Origin of the sequence: Pedobacter soli (assembly GCF_900101435.1) — a bacterium.
In the GTDB taxonomy this organism is placed as follows: Bacteria; Bacteroidota; Bacteroidia; order Sphingobacteriales; family Sphingobacteriaceae; genus Pedobacter; species Pedobacter soli.
In genome coordinates this window covers 73998-94589 of sequence record NZ_FMZH01000012.1, presented here as the reverse complement: position 1 = coordinate 94589, position 20592 = coordinate 73998, and the positions used below count along the sequence as shown (strand labels likewise).

General features: G+C 41.4%; 15 protein-coding genes. 13 read left to right on the top strand and 2 right to left on the bottom strand.

The window, feature by feature from the left end; translation table 11 throughout:
- The first annotated feature begins 49 nt into the window (after positions 1 to 49).
- The 3 genes from BLR37_RS20920 (at position 50) to BLR37_RS20910 (ending at position 2975) form a co-directional block, all read left to right on the top strand.
- Positions 50 to 886 (top strand): AraC family transcriptional regulator, encoded by an 837-nt coding sequence (locus BLR37_RS20920; RefSeq protein WP_244154724.1) that lies wholly within the window; start codon positions 50 to 52, stop codon positions 884 to 886.
- Positions 887 to 958: 72 nt separating this feature from the next.
- Positions 959 to 2077 (top strand): agmatine deiminase family protein, encoded by a 1119-nt coding sequence (locus tag BLR37_RS20915; protein ID WP_090772029.1) that lies wholly within the window; start codon positions 959 to 961, stop codon positions 2075 to 2077.
- A 142-nt stretch (positions 2078 to 2219) separates the two neighbouring features.
- Positions 2220 to 2975 (top strand): DUF4262 domain-containing protein, encoded by a 756-nt coding sequence (locus BLR37_RS20910; protein ID WP_090772027.1) that lies wholly within the window; start codon positions 2220 to 2222, stop codon positions 2973 to 2975.
- A gap of 166 nt (positions 2976 to 3141) precedes the next feature.
- Here BLR37_RS20910 and BLR37_RS20905 read toward each other — a convergent pair whose 3' ends face one another.
- Positions 3142 to 3882 carry an SDR family oxidoreductase gene (locus tag BLR37_RS20905; protein ID WP_090772025.1) on the bottom strand — a complete coding sequence of 247 codons (741 nt, stop codon included), beginning with the start codon at positions 3880 to 3882 and terminating at the stop codon, positions 3142 to 3144.
- A 78-nt stretch (positions 3883 to 3960) separates the two neighbouring features.
- On the opposite strand from BLR37_RS20905, the gene BLR37_RS20900 reads away from it, so the two are divergent.
- Positions 3961 to 4341, top strand: coding sequence for a winged helix-turn-helix transcriptional regulator (locus BLR37_RS20900; RefSeq protein WP_090772023.1), 381 nt, complete (start codon positions 3961 to 3963; stop codon positions 4339 to 4341).
- A gap of 91 nt (positions 4342 to 4432) precedes the next feature.
- On the opposite strand, the gene BLR37_RS20895 is transcribed toward BLR37_RS20900, so the two are convergent.
- The gene (locus BLR37_RS20895) at positions 4433 to 4828 is read right to left on the bottom strand and encodes a DoxX family protein (protein ID WP_090772021.1); all 396 of its coding nucleotides are present in this window, start codon (positions 4826 to 4828) and stop codon (positions 4433 to 4435) included.
- Between the two features lie 726 nt (positions 4829 to 5554).
- Between BLR37_RS20895 and BLR37_RS20890 the strand changes: the two genes are divergently transcribed.
- The 9 genes from BLR37_RS20890 (at position 5555) to BLR37_RS20850 (ending at position 20588) form a co-directional block, all read left to right on the top strand.
- Positions 5555 to 8755, top strand: a complete 3201-nt coding sequence (locus tag BLR37_RS20890; protein ID WP_090772019.1) for a SusC/RagA family TonB-linked outer membrane protein — start codon at positions 5555 to 5557, stop codon at positions 8753 to 8755.
- A 25-nt stretch (positions 8756 to 8780) separates the two neighbouring features.
- A complete protein-coding gene (locus tag BLR37_RS20885) occupies positions 8781 to 10337 on the top strand; it encodes a RagB/SusD family nutrient uptake outer membrane protein (protein WP_090772017.1) in 1557 nt (518 codons plus the stop codon).
- Between the two features lie 576 nt (positions 10338 to 10913).
- Complete coding sequence (locus BLR37_RS20880; protein ID WP_090772015.1) at positions 10914 to 14051, top strand: SusC/RagA family TonB-linked outer membrane protein; 3138 nt, start codon at positions 10914 to 10916, stop codon at positions 14049 to 14051.
- Between the two features lie 11 nt (positions 14052 to 14062).
- Entirely contained in the window at positions 14063 to 15943 is a 1881-nt protein-coding gene (locus tag BLR37_RS20875) for a RagB/SusD family nutrient uptake outer membrane protein (RefSeq protein WP_090772145.1), read from the top strand.
- Between the two features lie 197 nt (positions 15944 to 16140).
- Positions 16141 to 17163 (top strand): LacI family DNA-binding transcriptional regulator, encoded by a 1023-nt coding sequence (locus BLR37_RS20870; protein ID WP_090772013.1) that lies wholly within the window; start codon positions 16141 to 16143, stop codon positions 17161 to 17163.
- Between the two features lie 269 nt (positions 17164 to 17432).
- Complete coding sequence (locus BLR37_RS20865; protein WP_143009636.1) at positions 17433 to 18293, top strand: polysaccharide lyase; 861 nt, start codon at positions 17433 to 17435, stop codon at positions 18291 to 18293.
- Between the two features lie 256 nt (positions 18294 to 18549).
- Positions 18550 to 19047 (top strand): cupin domain-containing protein, encoded by a 498-nt coding sequence (locus BLR37_RS20860; protein ID WP_039475589.1) that lies wholly within the window; start codon positions 18550 to 18552, stop codon positions 19045 to 19047.
- Between the two features lie 129 nt (positions 19048 to 19176).
- A complete protein-coding gene (locus BLR37_RS20855) occupies positions 19177 to 19905 on the top strand; it encodes an acyl-CoA desaturase (protein WP_039475592.1) in 729 nt (242 codons plus the stop codon).
- A gap of 347 nt (positions 19906 to 20252) precedes the next feature.
- On the top strand, positions 20253 to 20588 hold the full coding sequence (locus BLR37_RS20850; protein ID WP_090772008.1) for a DUF1475 family protein: 336 nt from the start codon (positions 20253 to 20255) through the stop codon (positions 20586 to 20588).
- The last annotated feature ends 4 nt before the right edge of the window (positions 20589 to 20592 follow it).

The following is a 20592-nucleotide window of genomic DNA, read 5'->3' as shown; positions in this document are numbered from 1 at the left end:
TTTTACGATCCGTTTTTAAGTAAATTTCATTGATCAATCCATTCAAATAATGATAAATGCTGATGTTGCCAACCTGTATTGTGTTTACAATACCATCAACCTGATTGAGCAGCAGTACGATCAGCCCATTTCGATCAAAGCAATTGAAGCGGTTTCCAATTATTCCTACCGTAATATTCAGCGGATTTTTAAGTACAGTTGCGGCGAAACCATAGGTGCTTACCAGCAAAGGCTGCGGGTAGAAAATGCCTATAAATTAATTCTTTATACCAAAGAAAGCCTAACCACCATCGCGCTAAAAGTTGGCTTTGCCAATTTGGCTTCCTTTTCAAAAGCTTTTAAACAACATTTCGGCATTTCGCCCAAACTGGCCAAATCGGGCAAAGTACAATTGTTTAGGACTACCAATCTTACTCCGGTAAAAGCAGGGGGTACGCTTAAGCCCGAAATTGTGTACCTGCCTCCGTTAAAAGTTTATTACAAAAGTACCTTTATTCAATATACCAATCCCGAAATAGAGCAGTTATGGAGCGATTTTGTAAAGCACACATTTCCGCAACGAGAGACGGAATATTTTGGCATTATTGCCGATGAGCCTTTGATTAGAGATGAGCTGGCCTGTAAGTACGATGCCTGTGCTTCGCAACCGGCAGCCGATCAGAAACTACCCTCCAAAATCATCATGGGAGGCCGCTATGCACAATTTCTTCACAAAGGAAAATATGATACCCTCGATGATACCTACCAGAAAATTTATGCGGGCTGGATTTTAGATTGCGGACTCGAATTTTCGCAGAACCCCATTATTGAACGTTACATTAAACATGTTGATAATACCGAACGGGAAGAAGAGCAGTTAACAGCCATACTGTTGCCATTAAAGTAAACTTGTCAATTTGAGACAAGTTTGCAGTTTTTTATACGGCTAGTTTTGCCCTATAAAAAAAAGAATCTTATCATGAAAAAAATGGGAATCATACTGATGTTATTACCAGCAGTTTTATTATCGTGCACCGAAGGTGAAGTAGAAACAGTTACAAAACCAGCAGATAGCACAATTACTTATACCATGCCCGATGAATCGGCTCCACACGAAGGTACCTGGCTGCAATGGCCGCACCAGTACCAATATGGGGCAACTTACCGCAACAGGCTCGATGCCACCTGGGTTGCAATGGCAAAAGAACTGGCTTTAAGTGAAAAGGTGCATGTTATTGCTTATGATGAAACCGAGAAAAGTCGGATTATGGTCTTACTTCAATCGGCTGATGTTCAATTGAGTAACATCGATTTTAAAGTTTATCCGACAGACGATGTATGGGTGCGCGATAACGGCCCAATTTATGTAAAAGATAAAAATGGTCAGCTTTTTATTCAGGATTGGGGCTTTAACGGTTGGGGTGAAAAAGCCGCATACAGCAAGTGCAATGCTATACCATCAAAAATAGCAGCCGATCAACAGATTAAACGAATAGATCTGAATTCGGTGATGATTAACGAGGGCGGAAGTGTTGAGGTTGATGGCCAGGGCGTGCTCATGGCTTGTAAAAGTTCTATCCTCAATAAAAACCGGAACAGGGGAATGACCCTGCAGGAAGCTGAAGCCATTTTTACCAAATATTTAGGCATCAGCAAATTTATCTGGCTCGAGGGCAAGGCAGGACTCGATATTACCGACATGCATATCGACGGATTTGCAAGGTTTGCCAACCCTTCGACCATTATTACCATGAATGCCGCTGATTTGGATTATTGGCAGGTACCTGCAGCTGATGTAGACAAATTATATGCTGCAACCGATAAAAAAGGAACTAGTTATAACTTTGTAAAAGTTCCGCTGACTAAAAATGACGTGGTGACTACTTATGGTAAAAATTTAGGTAAGGCATCCTATATCAATTACTACATTGCCAACAACCGCGTTTTAGTGCCCAACTATAACGACCCGAATGATGTGGTAGCAAACGAAATTATTCAAAAATTATATCCGGGTAAAAAAGTGGTGGGGATTGATTGCCGTAACCTTTTTGCCAATGGTGGTATGGTGCATTGCGTTACGCAACAGCAGCCTAGGTAAAATTAAGAGGCTGTAGCTTGTTTTTCAACATGGTTACAGCTTTTTAGATTTAACTCATATGTTTAATAGCATACAAAATCCAATGATTAAATCTTTTAGGTGTTAAAAGTGTATATTTCTCACCAAATTTTACTTCATCGTTATGGACGATCAGCATAAGCACCACGATATAGAGGCCAAACAAGCTATACTGGCCAATATAGAAGATTTTGGATGTCACCTTTCTTTAATCGAGGCGGATAATTATTTGCCGGGTTTCGTTTACTCAATAGGCTTGTATAAAAAATATGCGCACCCTGAAATCATTTGTTTCGGATTACATAACGATGTGATGTCTGCAATTATCAATCATGCTTGTGATTTAATCAAAGATGGAGCGGTATTAACTACTGGGAAACTATATTCAGGTTTTTTAGAAGGATTTCAGGTTCAGTTTGTTGAAGTGAACAAAGCATTTTATCCCGGTTATTTAGGGTACGCCGGATGGTTCTATGATATGAATTTTGATTTTCCCGTTCTGCAACTGATCTGGCCAGATAAACAGCAAAAATTTCCATGGGAAGAGAATTTTAATGCTGATTGGAAATTTAAGCAACCGCTTTTAGACCGCAATATTGATTTTAAATTTTACGAAGAAAAAAACTTGGGTGTTTACACCACAAAACAGGCTTTTGAAGGCGACCCGATTCTATATGTATATCACAATGATGACGGCGACTGGCAGTTTCATACCAGTATTGAACCTAACCTTGATGATGCCAGGTTGGTATGTTTAGAAGAATTGACTAGGCTCGATCCGTCTTTAAACGAAATATATCACTTACAATATGGTTGGAGTGCCTGGCGAAACGATATCACAGCTGAATGGGAATATGCAGCAGATGAGATTGCTGAGTAAATTTCGGATGGATTCTGTAAGCAAGTTATGCTCTGATATGAGTATGAAAAGGAAATGCATTAATTTTAGTCGGGAGAACCTTGCAGGAAGAATGACTGTTTGTAATGCAGTATGAGCAGAGTTGCCAAATTGTAGCTTTACCATAAGTTGGCAACTTCTGTTTCCATTATAAGCTCATGCCACCATCCATTACAATTTCAGCACCCGTAATAAAACTTGCTGCCTCGCCACAAAAATAAGCCACCATTTTAGCTACATCTTCAGCCTTACCGATTTGCTTTAATGGTACCCGGTCTAATATCCACGCGTTAACCTGGCTCAGTTGCTCAGGTGTATAGCCTGCTTTGTTCATAATTTCTGTTGCAGTTGGCCCCGGACTTACGCTGTTTACCCTGATTTTACGGGGTGCCAGTTCTGTAGCAGCAATGCGCATAACCGCATTTAAAGCCGATTTACCTGAAGAATAAATAGAGCTATTTGCAGCATTCATACTGGCGGTGTTCGATGATAGGAAAACAACAGAAGCGCCATCGTTTAGCAGGGGAATAAACCTGCTCAGGGTAAAATAGGCTCCTTTAAAATTTACGCCGATTACGTTATCGAAAGCTGCCTCGGTTGCATTTTCTATCGTAGTATTTTCGAGTACGCCGGCGTTGATAAAGAGGATATCGATTTTGCCAAATTGCTGCCCTACTGCAAAAGCCAATTGTTCTATATCATTTACACTACCCTGGTCGGCAATCATACCGGTAACACCAAGTGCAGCGGCAGCTTCGTCCACCGCAGTTTTTCTTCGGCCTGTAATAATTACTTCCGCACCTTGTGCTTTTAATTCTTTTGCGGTGGCATAACCTATGCCGCTATTTCCGCCGGTTACCAGTGCTATTTTTCCTTTTAAATGTTCCATGAGAATTACTTTTTTGTTTGAACAAAATTAAAGCTATATTGGTATACTTTTGTAAGTAGTATAACGAAGTATACCAGTATGAACGACAAAGAACTACTCGAGAAATCGAACGAAATTTTATCCAGTCCACGCAACCAGGACGAAGAAATACAGGCTTTGCAGGATACCCTGTACGTTTTAAGTGGTAAATGGAAAATCCCGATTATCAATTCTATTTGCAATGGAAATCGACGTTTTCGTGACATTGAACGGAGCATTCCGGGCATTACCACGCGTATGCTTTCTAAAGAGTTAAAGGAAATGAGCGCCAACCAACTCATTAAACGCACAGTGGTTGATGATACACCAGTGATTATCGAATACTCGCCAACGGATTACTGCCATTCTTTTGGCAGCATTATTTTAGAAATGATAAAATGGGGCAAAGCACACCGGCAACGCTTAAGAGAAAAGTCGTAAATAGGAGTTTTTGATCGTTGCCAAATACAACAAACCTGCACCGGTTAAAATCCAATGCAGGTTAAATAAATTTTGGGTGTAGTTAGTTTGCTTATTCTGCAACAGCTGGCGAATAAGTTGCTGGGTAAATTTTGCGGAACATGATGTAGGTTACCGATACCATAACAAAGGCTACAATGGCATCAACTGTTGCTGCGGCACCAATAACACTGAGTTTGGAAGAAAAAGCGAATATGATATCGAAAAATATCCCGGCAAATACCCATTCTTTTAAACGGAGCAAACGGTTTGGTGTTAAAAGAACCGCAATGCCCAATAATTTGGCTACCCCAAGCACATAAATAAAGTAGGCTGGGTAGCCCAGTTGTAGCGTGATATCCCATACGATAGGATTTTTGGTGAGTTCAAAAATGCCACTTGCGCCAAACCATAAAGCTGTTAATGCAGCACCAATCCAGTAAATTCTTTTTGCAATTTTAAGTTTCATAATATTTCTTTTTTTAAGTTTCTGAAACAAAATTGCTTCAAAACAGCTCCCTAAACCACCTATTTATACCCGAAATGGGCAATATTGAACCTGAGATAGACTGTTGGAAAGGTGAAAGTAAATGGCAGAAAATTTTTACCATATAAGAAATATAAAATCCAATGCTTAAATGTTCTGAAATGATTTATATGGTGAAATAGTAGCAATAAGGGAATGGTAAACCTGCACGCTGGGATTAGCACCCAAATCTATCACCATGGAGAAAATTTTATCATTTATTTTCTGAAAATTTGCCTGTTATGCCTAAAGTTTGCCTGCATTAACACTGGCTATGATTTTGAACCAGATGTGCTTTTTGTCTTCAATCAAAATAAACTGACATTGTAAGCCTAATCAGTCTGTATTTTATGGTTTACTTTTTGGTAACATTTATGTTGCAGAAAGTAATTTTTGAATTTGTATCATAATGGTTAATATTGAGTTGATAAATCGTTTTATCAAAATAACCAGATATGATATGAGCCGGGTAAACTGCCTTTGTTTTGCAGTATAAACTGGTGTGAACAGATTTAATAGTTGTCTATAAATTTACAAGACTGTATGTCTGCAACACACAGGTTAAATGGTAGCCCGTACCTTTTATTAGCTTGATTATAACCCTGATCAGATCATCTTTGGATAATAGCTAAAACGTTTTTCAAACATCATTTACTAAACTAAAACCTAATGAAAATCAATCTACTAAAGATTACAGGGCTTTCTGTGCTTTTTTTGCTCAATGGCCCTGCCTTCTCCAGGCATCGGGATGCTGAGAAACCCATCAAACTTTCCATCAGTAAAATACCATTGGCAGAGGTACAAAACCGTAAGGTAATTACCGGTACAGTGCTCGACGAAAAGAACCTGCCCATACCTGGGGCTGGGGTTAAAAACATCACATCGGGCAAAGCCTCAGTTACCAACGAAGCGGGCAAGTTCAGCATCGATGCAAACCCTGGCGACGTATTGCGTATCTCTTACGTTGGCTACGAAAACAAAGATGTAACAGTTGGTGCTGATAATAACATCACCATTAAACTTGGAGCAGCTTCCGATAACAAGCTCGATGAGGTAGTGGTAATTGGATACGGTACTGTTAAAAAAACAGATTTAACAGGATCTGTAGGGGTAGTAAAAGCCACTGAATTACAGGAGCGTCCGGCTTCATCTTTAAACCAGGCCCTGGCAGGAAGGATTTCCGGGGTGCAGGTAAACACCAACTCGGGCCGTCCAGGTGGGCAAACCAGCATTAAAATCAGGGGATTCAGTTCCATCAATACCAGTAATAACCCCTTGTATGTGGTTGATGGGGTAGCACTTCCAGTGGGGTCGCAAACGCAAAACAGTAATGCCATCGATTACATCAACCCCAGCGATATTGCTTCGGTAGAGGTGTTGAAAGATGCTTCATCGACAGCCATATATGGGGCGCGTGGTGCCAATGGTGTAATTTTAATTACAACTAAAAAAGGTACCGCCAATGCGCAACGCGTTACCTACGATGCAGAATTTGGCATCAATACACTTGCTGCCCACCATGTAGAAATGCTCGATGCCTTTGAATATGTTAAAGTGCAGGATCTGGCCTACGAAAATATTAAAGTGTACGATCCGGTAGGTTGGGCAGCAGGAAACTATGCCTCTACACCTGTGCCAAAAGCTGCAAGGATTGCCTTGCCACAGTTTTTCGATAGCAATGGAAATCCACTGTACAATACCGACTGGTTAAAAGAATCAACTCAAAATAAACTGTCGCAAAACCACCAGCTGGGTTTTACAGGTGGCAACGAAAACAATACCTATGGCGTTTTCGCAGGCTATCGCGATGATCAGGGACTTTTACTAAACTCTTATTTAAAACGCTATTCGGGCAGGTTTAATTTCGATAGCAAAATTAAGCCCTGGTTAAAAGTAGGTGGTAACTTAAGCTACAACAACCAGGACGAAAACATTATAGATCAAGGCACAGGTGGCTTAAACTCGGTGCGAATGATTACTGAAGCCTTTCCTTTCCTACCTGTGAAACTGCCTGACGGAAAATGGGGCGATAATAAACTGATCCCCTGGGCTGAAGGTGGTTCCAACCCCGTACATATCCTAACGGACAGGAAATATGGTTTAATTACCCAAACCGCCCTCGGAAGCATTTATTCTTCAATCAGTTTTAGCAAAGACCTGGAGTTTCGTACCCAGTTAGGCGCCAATATTGTTACCAGAAATACCAACGAGTACAATGCCAAGCAACTGTATGGTATCTCCGACGGACAAAACGGAACCGCCAACATTACCGATGACCGCGAAACTTTCTGGTCGCTAGAGAATTATTTAACTTATAACAAGCGTTTTGCCGAATCGCATGCTATTAATGCTTTATTGGGTATTTCGTGGCAGGCAACAAGTTTTTTCAGTAACACCAGTCATGCCGAAAATTTTGTAACCGACTTTTACGGCGACAATAATCTGGGCTCGGGCAGTAAATCTATTTCTGTTGGTTCGAGCAGAAACCGTTCGGCTTTTAACTCTTATTTCGGAAGGATTAATTATGCCTTTAAAGATAAATACCTATTAACGATTACGGGTAGGGTAGATGGTTCATCGAAATTCGGCGAGAACCACAAATTTGCCTTTTTCCCTTCGGCGGCGCTGGCCTGGAAAATTTCGGATGAAGAATTTTTAAAAGGCAATAAAACCATCTCCAATTTAAAATTCAGAACCAGTTATGGTTTAAGCGGTAACTCTGAGCTTCCTGCATATCAGTCGTTAGCTACTTTGGTGAATAACTTCGGTATTATTAACGATACCCGCGTAACCGGTATTGGCATCGGCCGGTTGGCCAACCCTGATTTGGTTTGGGAAAAAACCGCGCAATATGATGCAGGTTTAGAATTAGGCTTATTTAACAACCGCATTAATTTAGAAGCCGATATTTATTACCGTAAAACAACCGATATGCTACTCGATGCCCCGGTTCCACGCACTACAGGTTATGCCGTAATCAGGAAAAATGTGGGTTCGATGCAAAACAAAGGTTTAGATCTGGGCATTAATACGGTGAATATCCAAACCGATAACTTTACCTGGAAAACAAGTTTCAACATTTCTTTAAACCGGAATAAAGTACTTGCTCTGGCGACACCCGATGATATTTTTGGCGTAGGTAACCCTAACTTTACCAATCAAACGGGTATTATCAGGGTTGGCGAGCCGGTTGGTTCATTCTGGGGGCTGGTACGTTTAGGTACCTGGAGCGAAGCGGAAAGAGGTGAGGCTGCTAAATATGTAAGTTACCGCGGAGGTAAAACCTTGCTTCCGGGTGATATTAAATACCTCGATGTAAACGGCGACCATGCCATTACCGATGCCGACCGTCAGATTATTGGAAACGGAGCACCTAAGGGCTGGGGTTCATTTTCGAACTCATTCCGCTATAAAAACTTAGATCTGATTGTCGAGCTGCAATACTCGTACGGTAACGATGTGCTGAATATGACGCATCACTCGGGCGAAGACAGACAGGTACAAGCCAATAGTTTTGCCAGTGTATTAAATGCCTGGACACCTCAAAACCAGGATACCCCTGTTGCCGCTATCAGAGATCAGGCTGCGGGTTATGTAACCAACGTAGATACCCACTGGGTAGAAGATGGTTCATTTATCCGGGGTAAAAACCTGTTGCTGGGCTATACTTTTAACAAATCGCTGGTAGAAAAATTGCGTTTAAGCAAGCTCCGCGTATACACTTCGGTGCAGAATTTCTTCCTGGCTACCAAGTATACCGGTAACGACCCTGAGGTAACCACTTATGGCAATGCCTTTGCACAAGGGCAAACATTTTTCGATTATCCAAAGCCAACCACTTTTACCGTGGGCTTAAACATTGGATTATAAACATTAATTAAAGAAAGGAATCAAAATGAAATTAAATATAAAAAACATTGCCGCCCTTTTGTTACTGGGTGGAGTGTTGGCAGGTACTGTGGGCTGTAAGAAATTTTTGGATGAGACCGACCCCACCAATCTTTCGCCCACTAGCTTTTATAACCTACCCGAGCATGCTGAAGCAGGTATAGCGGCTGTTTATTCAGAGCTTAGGTTTATTGGTAATGGAGCAGGTATTTACTCTAGTAACTGGCAGATGCTGGATGCGCCAACAGGCATCCAATCGACCGAAACGGCACAGAATTCGGATTTAAATAACCTTTATTCGTTAATTTACGATGGTACCAACCTACATGTTAATCAAAACTGGAGTGGTTTTTACAAGGTAATTGCACAGGCCAACCTGGTGCTGGATAAAGTGCCGGGGATTAACCCGATGGATAACGCGCAGAAAAAACGGATATTAGGCGAAGCTGCTTTTGTTAGGGCCTGGGCTTATTTTTATCTGGTACGTTTGTGGGGCGATGTACCCTTAATCCTTAAGCCCATAACCAGTTCCAGCGATCCCAATTTTGCCCCTTCCAGAACATCGCAGGAACAGGTTTACAAGCAAATTGTTGATGATTTGGTTTTAGCCGAGGCCGCAGGATTGCCATACATGGATGCTACGGGGCGTGTATCAACCGCTGCCATTAAAACCGAACTCGCCAAAGTGTACCTCACCATGGCAGGGCAACCGCTCAATAAAGGAACCGCTTATTATAAATTAGCTGCCGATAAAGCCAAAGAAGTAATCGATTATTCAACTGCTAACCCAACTACGCTGGGCTTGTTTCCAACTTATGCTGCCCTACACGATGCCAAAAACGACAATAAGCTGGAGCATTTGTTCGGTGTTCAGTACAACGATGCAGCTGGCGCAGGTAATCCCCTGCAATCGTCTTATTTGCCACTACACCAGCCATTGGTTTCTAAAATTGATGGAATTGGCACAGCTATACCTACCGGTGAGTTTTATACCTCATACGAGGCCGGCGATTTACGCGCCAAAAACAGGGAAGGTTATTTCTTTACCGATTACTATACCGATGGTTTTAAAATGCCGCTAATTAACCGTGGCAAGCCTTATATTTTTAAACACTTCGATATTGTAGCCAATGGTACTTTGGGTACAGAAGGCACCAGCCGTAGCGATCTTAACATTCCGCAAATTCGTTATGCAGAAACACTGTTAATTTATGCAGAGGCCCAAAACAGGGCTGATGGTGCGCCCAATACAGCAGCTTACACTGCATTAAATGCCATCAGAAAAAGAGCACAATTAGGCGACCTTGCGGGTTTAAACCAAACTACTTTTGAAGAAGCCGTTTGGAGAGAACGCTGGCACGAACTGTGTTATGAAGGCATTCTTTGGTTTGATATGCTTCGTCTGCGCAAAGTTTACAACGAAAGCACCAATGGCTTTGATAATTTTGTTGGGCATGTGAATAAGAGTGTAAACCAGCCTTTGCAGACAAAAAACCTGCTTTTTCCAATCCCAACTTCCGAAATCAGAAATAACCCGAACCTTACACAAAATACGGGTTATTAACAAAATACTTTGGTTTGTTAGATGAGGGTGTCCCAAATTTTTTTGGGCGCCCTTTTTTGCTTCCCAATGAGTAAATTAATCTTAATGTTTGCCACGGAAACACTGCATTTACGGAATTTAATTTTTTTTAATCCGTCATTGCGAACCCGATTTTTCTTCAGGGAAGCAATCTATGCCGTAATTATGATACCCAATACCTGCGTCGATCAGTTAAATCTACAGGAACTATTTTTGTTCTCTACTCATTAAGCAACTGGTTTAAACCAATACCTCCGTGTACGCTGTGTTTCCGTGGCTTATTTCTCCTGGTTTAGGTTTTTACAAAATTTATTACATCGTTGGAAATGGAAATTTAGGCCTATTTTAAGCTTATTCGGGTTTTCGCTTTTTATTTCAGCTCTTCCGGCATTTTATATTAGTAATGAAATAAGTCTAACCAGATGATCTACACTAATTCGCTAAGTTTCGTGCCTTTATGGGCTAATCAATCGTTGCTTCTGGTTAAGGCCTGTCATTTCTAACCGGTTTTCTCAACTAAGCTAATCATTCCTAATATCAATTAACTAAAATAAACTTATGAGTAAAATTTACAACAAAAGCGCAGTGCTACTGTACCTCAGGCGCCTGTGTACAGCAAAAATTTTAGCCATCTGGCTGCTTTTGCTATGTGGAAGCTATAGCGCCTTTGCCCAGACCACCATAACAGGCATTGTTAAAGATAATAAAGGCTTAACCTTGCCCGGCGTTAACGTGCGGATTAAAAATACGCAGGTAGGTACGCTTACCAATGGGGCAGGTAAATATAGCATTAAAGCTCCGGAGGGTAACCAAACTCTGGTATTCACTTTTGTGGGATTTACCACACAAGAAATTCAGGTAAATGGACGTACAACGATCAACATTACCCTCGAAGATGCCACACAGGGGCTAACCGATGTGGTGGTAATAGGTTATGGTACCGCACAGAAAAAGGATGTAACCGGAGCAGTTTCTAGTATTAAAGCTACTCAATTGGAAAACGAGAATCCCAACAGTGTTACCGACATCCTCAGGGGGAATATTCCCGGCTTAAGTGTTGGTTTTAACAACAGTGCAAAGGGCGGGGGTGATTTACTGGTGCGTGGAAAAACCACCCTTACCGGTACTACAACGCCTTTAATTGTTTTAGATGGTGTTATTTTTATTGGTCAATTGTCAGACATTAATCCAAACGATATCGAATCAGTAGATGTGTTAAAGGATGCCAGTTCCCTTGCTGTTTACGGTGCAAAAGCGGCTACTGGTGTGGTAGCCATTACCACCAAAAAAGGCAAAAGTGGTTCACCTACCATTACGGTGAATACCAATTTCGGTATGGCAACGCTGGCTAAAGATCAGCCGGTGTACGATGGACCTGGCTTTTTAAACTGGCGTGCGGATGTACAGCGCAGTGGTAGCGTAAATCCGGCCTATATTTACAATGATCCTAATAATTTACCAGAGGGAGTAACCCTTACCCAATGGTTAAACGGACAAACGACTACCAATCCAACCGATTTGTGGTTAAGCCGTTTAGGGCTACTGGCCAATGAGAAAGCCAATTACCTGGCTGGCAAAACCATCGATTGGTATGATATGCTTTTGGTTACCGGCAAGCGTCAGGACCATACTTTGAGCCTTAGCGGCAGAAAGGAAGAAATAAACTACTACATGTCTTTAGGCTATCTGAAAAACGAAAGCATTATTGCCGGTGGTGGTTTCAGTACTTTTCGTACCCGGCTTAATTTGGAGGGGAAAGCGGCTAAATTTTTAACCCTGGGCATGAATATGCAATTTGCTGATCGCGATGAAGGTGCTATTGAAGCTCAGTTTTCCCAACTGCCTGATTTATCTCCTTATGGTGATTTTTATAATGCTGATGGTTCTTTACGCAGAATTCCAACAGATGATAACGGATTAAATGCCAGGAACCCTTTCCTCGATCAAACCTACAATTCGAGGTTGCAGAAACAAAGCACCTTATTCGGAAGCCTTTATGCCAAATTACAATTGCCATTTGGTATCAGTTATCAGGTTAACTTTAGCCCGGGTTTGGATCAGTACCGTACTTTTAACCATCAATCGTCTAAAAATCCGAACGTAACCATTCCCGGAGGTTCGGCGCAACGCGCCCAGGAAACCCGCTACAACTGGCAACTGGATAACCTGATTAAGTGGAATAAAACCTTTGCCAAAGATCACAACGTAGATGTGACATTACTGGTAAACGGCGAAAAATATTCGACCTGGTATACTATTGCTGGTAACGAAGGTTTTGCACCGACGGATGTTTTGGGATTCCATAACCTGCAAAGCGGTAATAAACCAACTGTAAGCAGCGACGATAAAGTGTACACAGGGGATGCCTTGCTGGCGAGATTAAATTATTCGTATAAAGGTCGCTATGCCTTTACCGGCTCTGTTCGTCGTGATGGTTATTCGGCTTTTGGTGCATCAAAAAAACGTGCCAACTTCCCTGCAGCTGCCCTGGCCTGGACACTGAGCGAGGAAAGCTTTTTGAAAGAAGTAAAATGGCTCGACTTTTTGAAACTCCGCTTATCTTATGGTATTAACGGAAATCGCGAAATCAGAGATGCGAATAACGTAATCGATCCTTATGTTTCTATTCAAACCCTAAGCGGTGGCAAATATCAATCGGTTAACAGCAGTGGCACGCCGGGTGAGGTAAATACTGTGGTAAACAGCTCACGCCTGGGTAACCCGAACCTGGAGTGGGAGAAAACAAAATCATTAAACCTGGGCTTGGATTTTGGTTTTTTAAACAATCGGATCAATGGTTCGTTAGAGCTTTATGATAAAAAAACTTCTGATCTGCTAATTGGTCAATCATTGTCTTCTGCATCTGGTTACACCAATGTAATTGCCAATCTGGGGCGTGTAAACAATAAAGGTATTGAGCTCGGTATAAATAGCCGCAACATTACCGAAGGTAACATTACCTGGAATACTTCTGTAAACTTTTCACTTAACCGCAACAAGATTGTGGCTTTGGCAACCCCGAACGATGATCCCGGAAACGGATGGTTTATTGGTAAAGACATCGATGTGATCTGGGAGTATAAAATTTTAGGGGTATGGCAGGAGAATGAAGTTGCTGAAGCCAATAAGTTTAATAAAGGAATCAAACCCGGCGATTTTAAACTCGAGGATGTGGATGGAAATTATGTCTATAACGATCTGGATAAACAATTTATAGGGTACCGCAGTCCACGTTTTAACTGGTCGATGCGCAACGATTTTAATATCTTTAAAAATTTCGATTTTTCATTTCAGCTTGTATCGAGCTGGGGGCAGCAAAGGAGCGATATTTATGCCAAAAACCAACCCGGAAGTGTGGGGTTTGGCCGTTCCAGCTCATACATTATTCCATATTGGACGCCAGCTAACCCTATCAATGATTACGCACGTTTAAACTCAGGTCTTAGCGGGGTAACTTTTAATGCTTACCGCAAAAGTTCTTACATCAGGCTTAATACAATTGCACTGGCTTATAGCATACCCAAAGATTTGCTCAGCAAACTGAAAGTGCAAAGTGCAAAAATTTATGCCAATGTTAGCAATGTGGGGGTGTATGCCCCAAATTGGAATCAATGGGACCCTCAAACGGCTGATAATAACGGAAATCCTGTTCCAACGCCGAGGGTGTACACCTTCGGATTGAATGTTACCTTTTAAAAATGAAGCACATGAATAGCATATATAAAAAAATAATTCCATTTGTAGCTTTTGCCATGCTGCTAACTGTAAATGGATGTAAAAAATCGGATTTAGATTCTGAATTACTTTCGCAGCTGGAACCACAAACTGCTTTAACCAGCGTGGCTGCCATGAAAGCTGCACTTGCCGGTATTGGCGCTAACGTAAGAAGAGAATTTACCGGCGATATGGCTCCCATTGTAACCGAGTCTATATTTTCGGAGGTTGCTGTAGATGGTACAACCGATAAAACCACCCAGGCGCAGGATATGGATACCCGCGTAACACCCGATGCCAATCTGGATAATCCGGATTTTAACCGGATAGGTTTTTACTGGACAGAAGGTTTCAGGGGAGTGCGCATGGCAAATACTATTATTACTTACATCGATAATGTAACTTTTAAAGATGAGGCCGAAAGAAATGCCATTTTAGGAGCAGCGTATTTTTATCGCGCTTATTACTATTACCGCCTGGTGCACCAGTTTGGCGATGTGCCTTTGAATTTAAAAGATATTACTACACCCAAGCTCGATTATTATTCTACCAAACGGGAAGTAATCCTGAAAAAGATGCAGGAAGATTTGTTGTTCGCCGAAAAATGGGTAAAAGATAATGTAGACCGTGGCGAGGTAACCAAAGGTGCCTGCAGCCATTTGCTTACCAAAGTTAATTTAGCGCTGGGCGATTTTGATGCCGCAATTACCTCAGCAAACAATGTAATTAATGGCGGTACTTACAGTTTAATGCGTAACCGTTTTGGCAGTACAGCTGGCGATGCAAGCAAAAATGTAGTCTGGGATTTACACCGGATGGACAATAAAGCCATTGCGGCCAACCGCGAAGCCCTGTTTTTAACCATCGACCGCGAAACACTGGCTGGTGCAACAGATTTAGGATCGCAGGTTATGCGTAACTGCGTGCCAGCCTGGCATTTTGCCAATTTAAGAACTCCATCAGGGAGTACACAGGCCATTGTTGACGGGGTAAATGTCGAAATTCCTTTAACCTTAATGTATGGCAGGGGGATTGGGCGTTACCGTGGTACAGCCTATAGTACCAAAAACATCTGGACGGATAATACCGATTACCGCCACGCCCCGGGTATGTGGATGAATATGACCGATTTGGTATATAACAATCCTGCCATTAAAACAGCCAGCAACGTTGCCGAAAGGGCATTGTACGGAAAACCACTGGTTGATGTATCGCCAGCCAACGTAAATAATATGTTTTTGAATAAAGGTTTGGATACCATTCGCCATTTCTTCGGCTGGCCACACTACAAAACCTTTATCAACTCTACCAACGCGCTTGCTGTTGATAAATACTGGTCACCACCAAGAGGAACCAACACCGACTGGTATATTTTTCGCCTGGCTGAAACCTATTTGCTCCGCGCCGAGGCCTATTATTGGAAAGGTAATTTAGCCCTAGCCATGGCCGATTTAAATCAGGTACGCTCGAGGGCAAATGCAGCCTTGTTAACTGATGCATCGGCCGTTAACATTGGCACTATCCTGGATGAAAGAGCCCGGGAATTGTTTTACGAAGAGCCCCGCAAAACCGAGCTTACCCGTATCGCTTATATTTTTGCCACTACCGGAAAACCTGCATACAATGGCAAAACCTATAGCCTTGCATCTTTTTCTGATAATAATTTCTTTTACGACAGGATTATTGAAAAAAATGATTTTTACCGAAACAAAGTACCAACTGTATTAGGTGTAAACTTTAAAATATCGCCTTACCATGTACTTTGGCCGGTTCCGGCAGCTGCACAGCGTTTCAATACCGAAGGTCGTATCAATCAGAATAAGGGATATAGTGGTTACGAAAACAATGTGCCCGCCCTTGACAAAATCCAGTAAACAATGTTTGGAGTTTGAAATCATTGCGCTCAAAAAATAAAATGCCCCTTAAAAATGAGAGGGGCATAAATACCTTTTCATAATTGTTGGTTTAATAACGTGTCAGGGTGGTTGCTCACCACTCTGGCCGTTTTTTACTTTCAGATACGTATTGTTTACCCATAACAAACTAAAGGGTTTGTAAATATCTGCCATCTATGGAAAATAAACCGGTTACCTTAAAACTGATTGCTAAAGAATTAAAATTGTCTATATCAACTGTTTCAAAATCTTTAAAAGATTACCCGCGAATTAAAGAAAGTACAAAGCAAAGGGTAAAAGAACTGGCTGCCAGATTAAATTTCACCCCCGACGTTTCTGCGTTGAGATTAAGGGACCGCAAATCGCGGATTATCGGGATTATTTTGCCTAATCTTTCTGATCATTTTTTTACCCGGAGCATTTACGGTATGGAGCAGCTGGCTACTACGCATGGTTATAACATTATCATTAGCCAATCGCACGATAATTACGAAATGGAAGTGATGGCAGCTGCTGCATTATTGGGATCAAGAGTGGATGGCTTAATTGTGGCTATTTCCAAACAAACCGCTGATTTTGCACACCTGGATCGGTTCGAAAAAATTGGCATTCCTGTGGTGTATTACACCCGTAATCCCAGTTTTAACCTCAATTGCCATAAAGTGCTGAGCAATACCCACCAGGGTTGCTACATGGCTACAGAATACCTCATTAACCGCGGACATAAAAAAGTGGCCTATTTGGGCGGACCCAAAATGGTTAATTTTAGTCACGATCGTTTTTCCGGGTATATTAATGCGCTTAAAGACAATAACGTTGCTTTCAATGCAGCACATGTAGCCTATACCGATTTTGATGAGGAAAATAATTTAATGGCCATTAAAAACCTGTTTAACGATTACGAAAACAGTCCTACAGCCCTGGTAGCTTTTAAGGAAAAGCTGCTTTTTGATACCCTCAGGTTTTTAAAATCTGTCGATCATCCGGCATATCAATCTTTAGAGTGTATTGGTTTTGGCAACGATCCGATTATTGCTTACCTCAGTTCATCGCCGATTGCCTCTATCGAAGAAAATCCCGAATTGCTTGGCGAGCAGGCCGTAAGTCTGGTGGTAAAACTCATTAATGGTGAAATAGATGTAAATGCCTATAAAAAAGTAATAGTAAACTGCAATCTCAAAGTGCATGAGGCAAGTTAAAGTGTTGTAATTTAGTTAGTTTTAAACAGGTTGAATGTGATAATTTCAATCGTTGTAACTGTAAATCAATTGCATTTTTATGTTTTTGGTTCGCACGTCGTCTGTCTGGGTTTACTTTTATGGTTAAGTTAGTATAACAGATAATTACTAACCGAAAAACAGAAAGCAATTACCCATTAAGCCATAACAAACTATCCAGGATAGGAGGTTATGATCCGGAAAAAAACTAACCAAATTTAAATCTTAACTAAAAAAACATGAGTCAAAAAATGATTTCAAAACATTTTATCAGCTGCCTGTTGCTTATACTTTCGGCAACATTCGGGTGTAAAAAAAATGCAGGCACATCAAACGAAGAAAATAAAGCGCCTGCAGATTCAGCCCCAAAATCAAATGCGGTAACCGAAGCTTATCCCAGTAACATCAATACCAGTTTTAACCACGCTGATGGATCTTATTCTTACAGCGAGGCCAGTGCCGATTTCGGAGGTGCAACCTTAACCGGCTGGAACGAAGACAGGGCCTATATTTCGGGTAACTGGGCCCGTGCAACCCTGGCGCCAAATTCAGTTTCCAACGGACTAATTGCCGGCGCCGATATTTCTGATGGTTCGGCCTACGAAGCCACTTTTAAAGTACGTTTCCATAGTCAGTTCGATTGGAGCAGGGGTGGTAAAGTAGGTTTTGGCTTTCTCATTGGCGAAGGAAATACCGGTTGCGATATTGCCACCGATGGTAATGGCGGTAGTTTGCGCCTGATGTGGTACAATACCGGTAGCCGTGTGTTCTTTCAGCCTTATGTCTATCACCGCGATATGGCCGGTCCTTGTGGCGATACTTTTGGCAAATCTTACCCGGCTACCGGCAGCCTGGTTAAAGGCGAAACTTATACCGTTCATTTGTATGCCAAAAGCAATACCGGATCGACCAAAAACGGTTGGGTACAGGTAATCATTAACGGTACCACGGTATTGGATCAAGCCATCCGCTGGACCACCAACGATGCCCAGCGCTTGATCAACAGACTTTCTTTCCACAATTTCAGGGGTGGAAAAGATGTGGCTGTGTGGGGATCAAGTCAAACCAGTTATATTTATTTTGATGACCTTGTGGTGAATAAAATTCAATAATCGGCCTGATCATTTATACTTTAAGCCTCATGGGATTATCAGCTAATTCCATGAGGCTTTTTCTTTATCGGATGCTTATAAACTATCTTTCGATTATAGCAGAAGTGTATGATTTTTGTGATGGCTAAAAAATAAAAAGCCCAATAGGCCTTTTTTAATTTATAAGGCTTATTTTTGCGCAAATTATAAAAACCGCGTTAGCCATTTATTAATGCGGGTAAACCTCGACAATCATTAGAAAACAAATATTTTACCGATGACAAACGATAAAAAAGAAATATTCGAAAGTGTAGCACAACGTTTAAAAATTGAAGGCTTTAACGTAGTAAACCGCGATGAAACCCGTCCTTGGGGTGGTTTCTTTGTAATTGACGAAGCGCAGGCACAACAATTTGCCGATACTTATTTTGATGGTTTAAATGTAGAAGACCTTAAAATTGGTGGTAAATTAAGCCCGAAAATTTTAATTGTTGCCCCAAACACACGTCTTTCGTGGCAATACCACCACCGCAGAGCTGAAATCTGGCAAGTGGTAACCGGTACAGTTGGTATCAAAACCAGCCAAACTGATGAAGAAGGTGAAGTAAAACAATACGGGCCAAAAGACCAGATTAAATTACAACAAGGCGAACGCCACCGTTTAATCGGTTTGGAAGATTGGGGTGTAGTGGCAGAAATCTGGCAACATACCGATGCTGCGAACCCATCAGATGAAAGTGATATCGTTCGCGTTCAGGACGATTTCGGAAGATAAATTTTTTTAAGCCGTATCCATCTGCTAGTGATTGGTACGGCTTACTTATTCGCACATTACCAGTTGTCTATCTTTCCGCCCGAAAACTAAACGCCCTCAAACTTCGTTTATAAAGTATACACACCTTACATGACCATCCTTATATTCTTTCTTTGCCACTGGTTTTTATCATTATTTAGCCAAACCTTTTTCCTGCACCGCTACTCATCGCACAAGATGTTTAAAATGGAGCGTTTCTGGGAACGGTTTTTCTATCTGGTATTATTAATCTCGCAAGGTTCATCATTCTTAAATCCAAGGGCTTATGCCATTCTTCACCGGATGCACCATGCCTATAGCGATACCGAGAAAGATCCACATTCTCCACATTTCTTCAAGGATGTTTTCGGGATGATGATTGCCACAAAGAACATGTATATGAATTACCTGCACTTTAAAATACAGCCAGAACCTGCTTTTCAGGGTAATTATCCCGAATGGCCGCTGGTTGATCGCATTGGCGATTCATGGTTCTGGAGAATAGGTTGTGGATTATTTTATATCTGGTTTTATGTTGCTTTTGCCAACCACTGGTGGATGTTCCTTTTATTGCCGATCCACTTTTTAATGGGACCATTGCATGGGGCAATTGTAAACTGGTGTGGCCATAAATACGGTTATTCGAACCACGATAACGAAGATCACAGTAAAAACTCTTTGCCATGGGATTTCCTCTTAATGGGCGAACTTTTCCAAAACAACCATCATAAAAAACCCAATAGTCCGAACTTTGCAACCAAATGGTGGGAATTCGATCCAACGTATCCGGTTATGAAAGTATTGCACTGGATGCGGATTATTAAGATCAGGAAGGTTTAATTGGAGCTTAAAGACTAAGTAAAAATAAGAGACCCTGAAATAAATCCGATAGCCATCGGATCAGGGTGACGGATTGAGTCTAAAACTTAAATGCCCTTAGGTGTCTGAGGTGGTGGATAGAAGTCCGGAGTCGGAGGTCCGAAAGTCGGAAGACTAGATGCCTATATTCTTTATCCTCTCAGATGCCCTTAGGTGTCTTAGGTGGTAAATAAAAGATATCGCGGTAAGTCAGAGACCCTGAAATGAATTCAGGGTGACGGGATCGGGATTAAAGGTTAAACATCCAAATCTTTATTGCAGGTTTAAACGTATATTAAACAAAGTAGTTTTAAATTCAGCCTGCATTCATGATTAATTTTCTCAAAATCGTTTTCTCTATCCTACTGGTCTTCATGTGCTATAAAGTGATCAGTACTTCGCTCGAAAGTAACTTATTTGATCAGTGGGATTTCCTGGGTAGCATCCCCTGGATGCGCGCCACACTTTGGGATTTTTATGCCAATATCTTCATCATCACCCTGTGGATGTTCTACAAAGAAAAAAGCATTATTCTTAAAATCTCTATAACCATTTTGTTCGTATGTTTAGGTAGTATAGCTACCCTGGCTTATGTTTTAGTACATTTATTTAAACTAAAACCCGGCGAAGGTGTTAAAGAATTACTTTTAAGGCGTGAGGTGTAGGGTT

Coding starts and splice junctions, on each gene's coding strand:
- BLR37_RS20920 (WP_244154724.1), top strand. CDS start 50: ATGATAAATGCTGATGTTGCCAACCTGTATTGTGTTTACAATACCATC.
- BLR37_RS20915 (WP_090772029.1), top strand. CDS start 959: ATGAAAAAAATGGGAATCATACTGATGTTATTACCAGCAGTTTTATTA.
- BLR37_RS20910 (WP_090772027.1), top strand. CDS start 2,220: ATGGACGATCAGCATAAGCACCACGATATAGAGGCCAAACAAGCTATA.
- BLR37_RS20905 (WP_090772025.1), bottom strand. CDS start 3,882: ATGGAACATTTAAAAGGAAAAATAGCACTGGTAACCGGCGGAAATAGC.
- BLR37_RS20900 (WP_090772023.1), top strand. CDS start 3,961: ATGAACGACAAAGAACTACTCGAGAAATCGAACGAAATTTTATCCAGT.
- BLR37_RS20895 (WP_090772021.1), bottom strand. CDS start 4,828: ATGAAACTTAAAATTGCAAAAAGAATTTACTGGATTGGTGCTGCATTA.
- BLR37_RS20890 (WP_090772019.1), top strand. CDS start 5,555: ATGAAAATCAATCTACTAAAGATTACAGGGCTTTCTGTGCTTTTTTTG.
- BLR37_RS20885 (WP_090772017.1), top strand. CDS start 8,781: ATGAAATTAAATATAAAAAACATTGCCGCCCTTTTGTTACTGGGTGGA.
- BLR37_RS20880 (WP_090772015.1), top strand. CDS start 10,914: ATGAGTAAAATTTACAACAAAAGCGCAGTGCTACTGTACCTCAGGCGC.
- BLR37_RS20875 (WP_090772145.1), top strand. CDS start 14,063: ATGAATAGCATATATAAAAAAATAATTCCATTTGTAGCTTTTGCCATG.
- BLR37_RS20870 (WP_090772013.1), top strand. CDS start 16,141: ATGGAAAATAAACCGGTTACCTTAAAACTGATTGCTAAAGAATTAAAA.
- BLR37_RS20865 (WP_143009636.1), top strand. CDS start 17,433: ATGATTTCAAAACATTTTATCAGCTGCCTGTTGCTTATACTTTCGGCA.
- BLR37_RS20860 (WP_039475589.1), top strand. CDS start 18,550: ATGACAAACGATAAAAAAGAAATATTCGAAAGTGTAGCACAACGTTTA.
- BLR37_RS20855 (WP_039475592.1), top strand. CDS start 19,177: ATGACCATCCTTATATTCTTTCTTTGCCACTGGTTTTTATCATTATTT.
- BLR37_RS20850 (WP_090772008.1), top strand. CDS start 20,253: ATGATTAATTTTCTCAAAATCGTTTTCTCTATCCTACTGGTCTTCATG.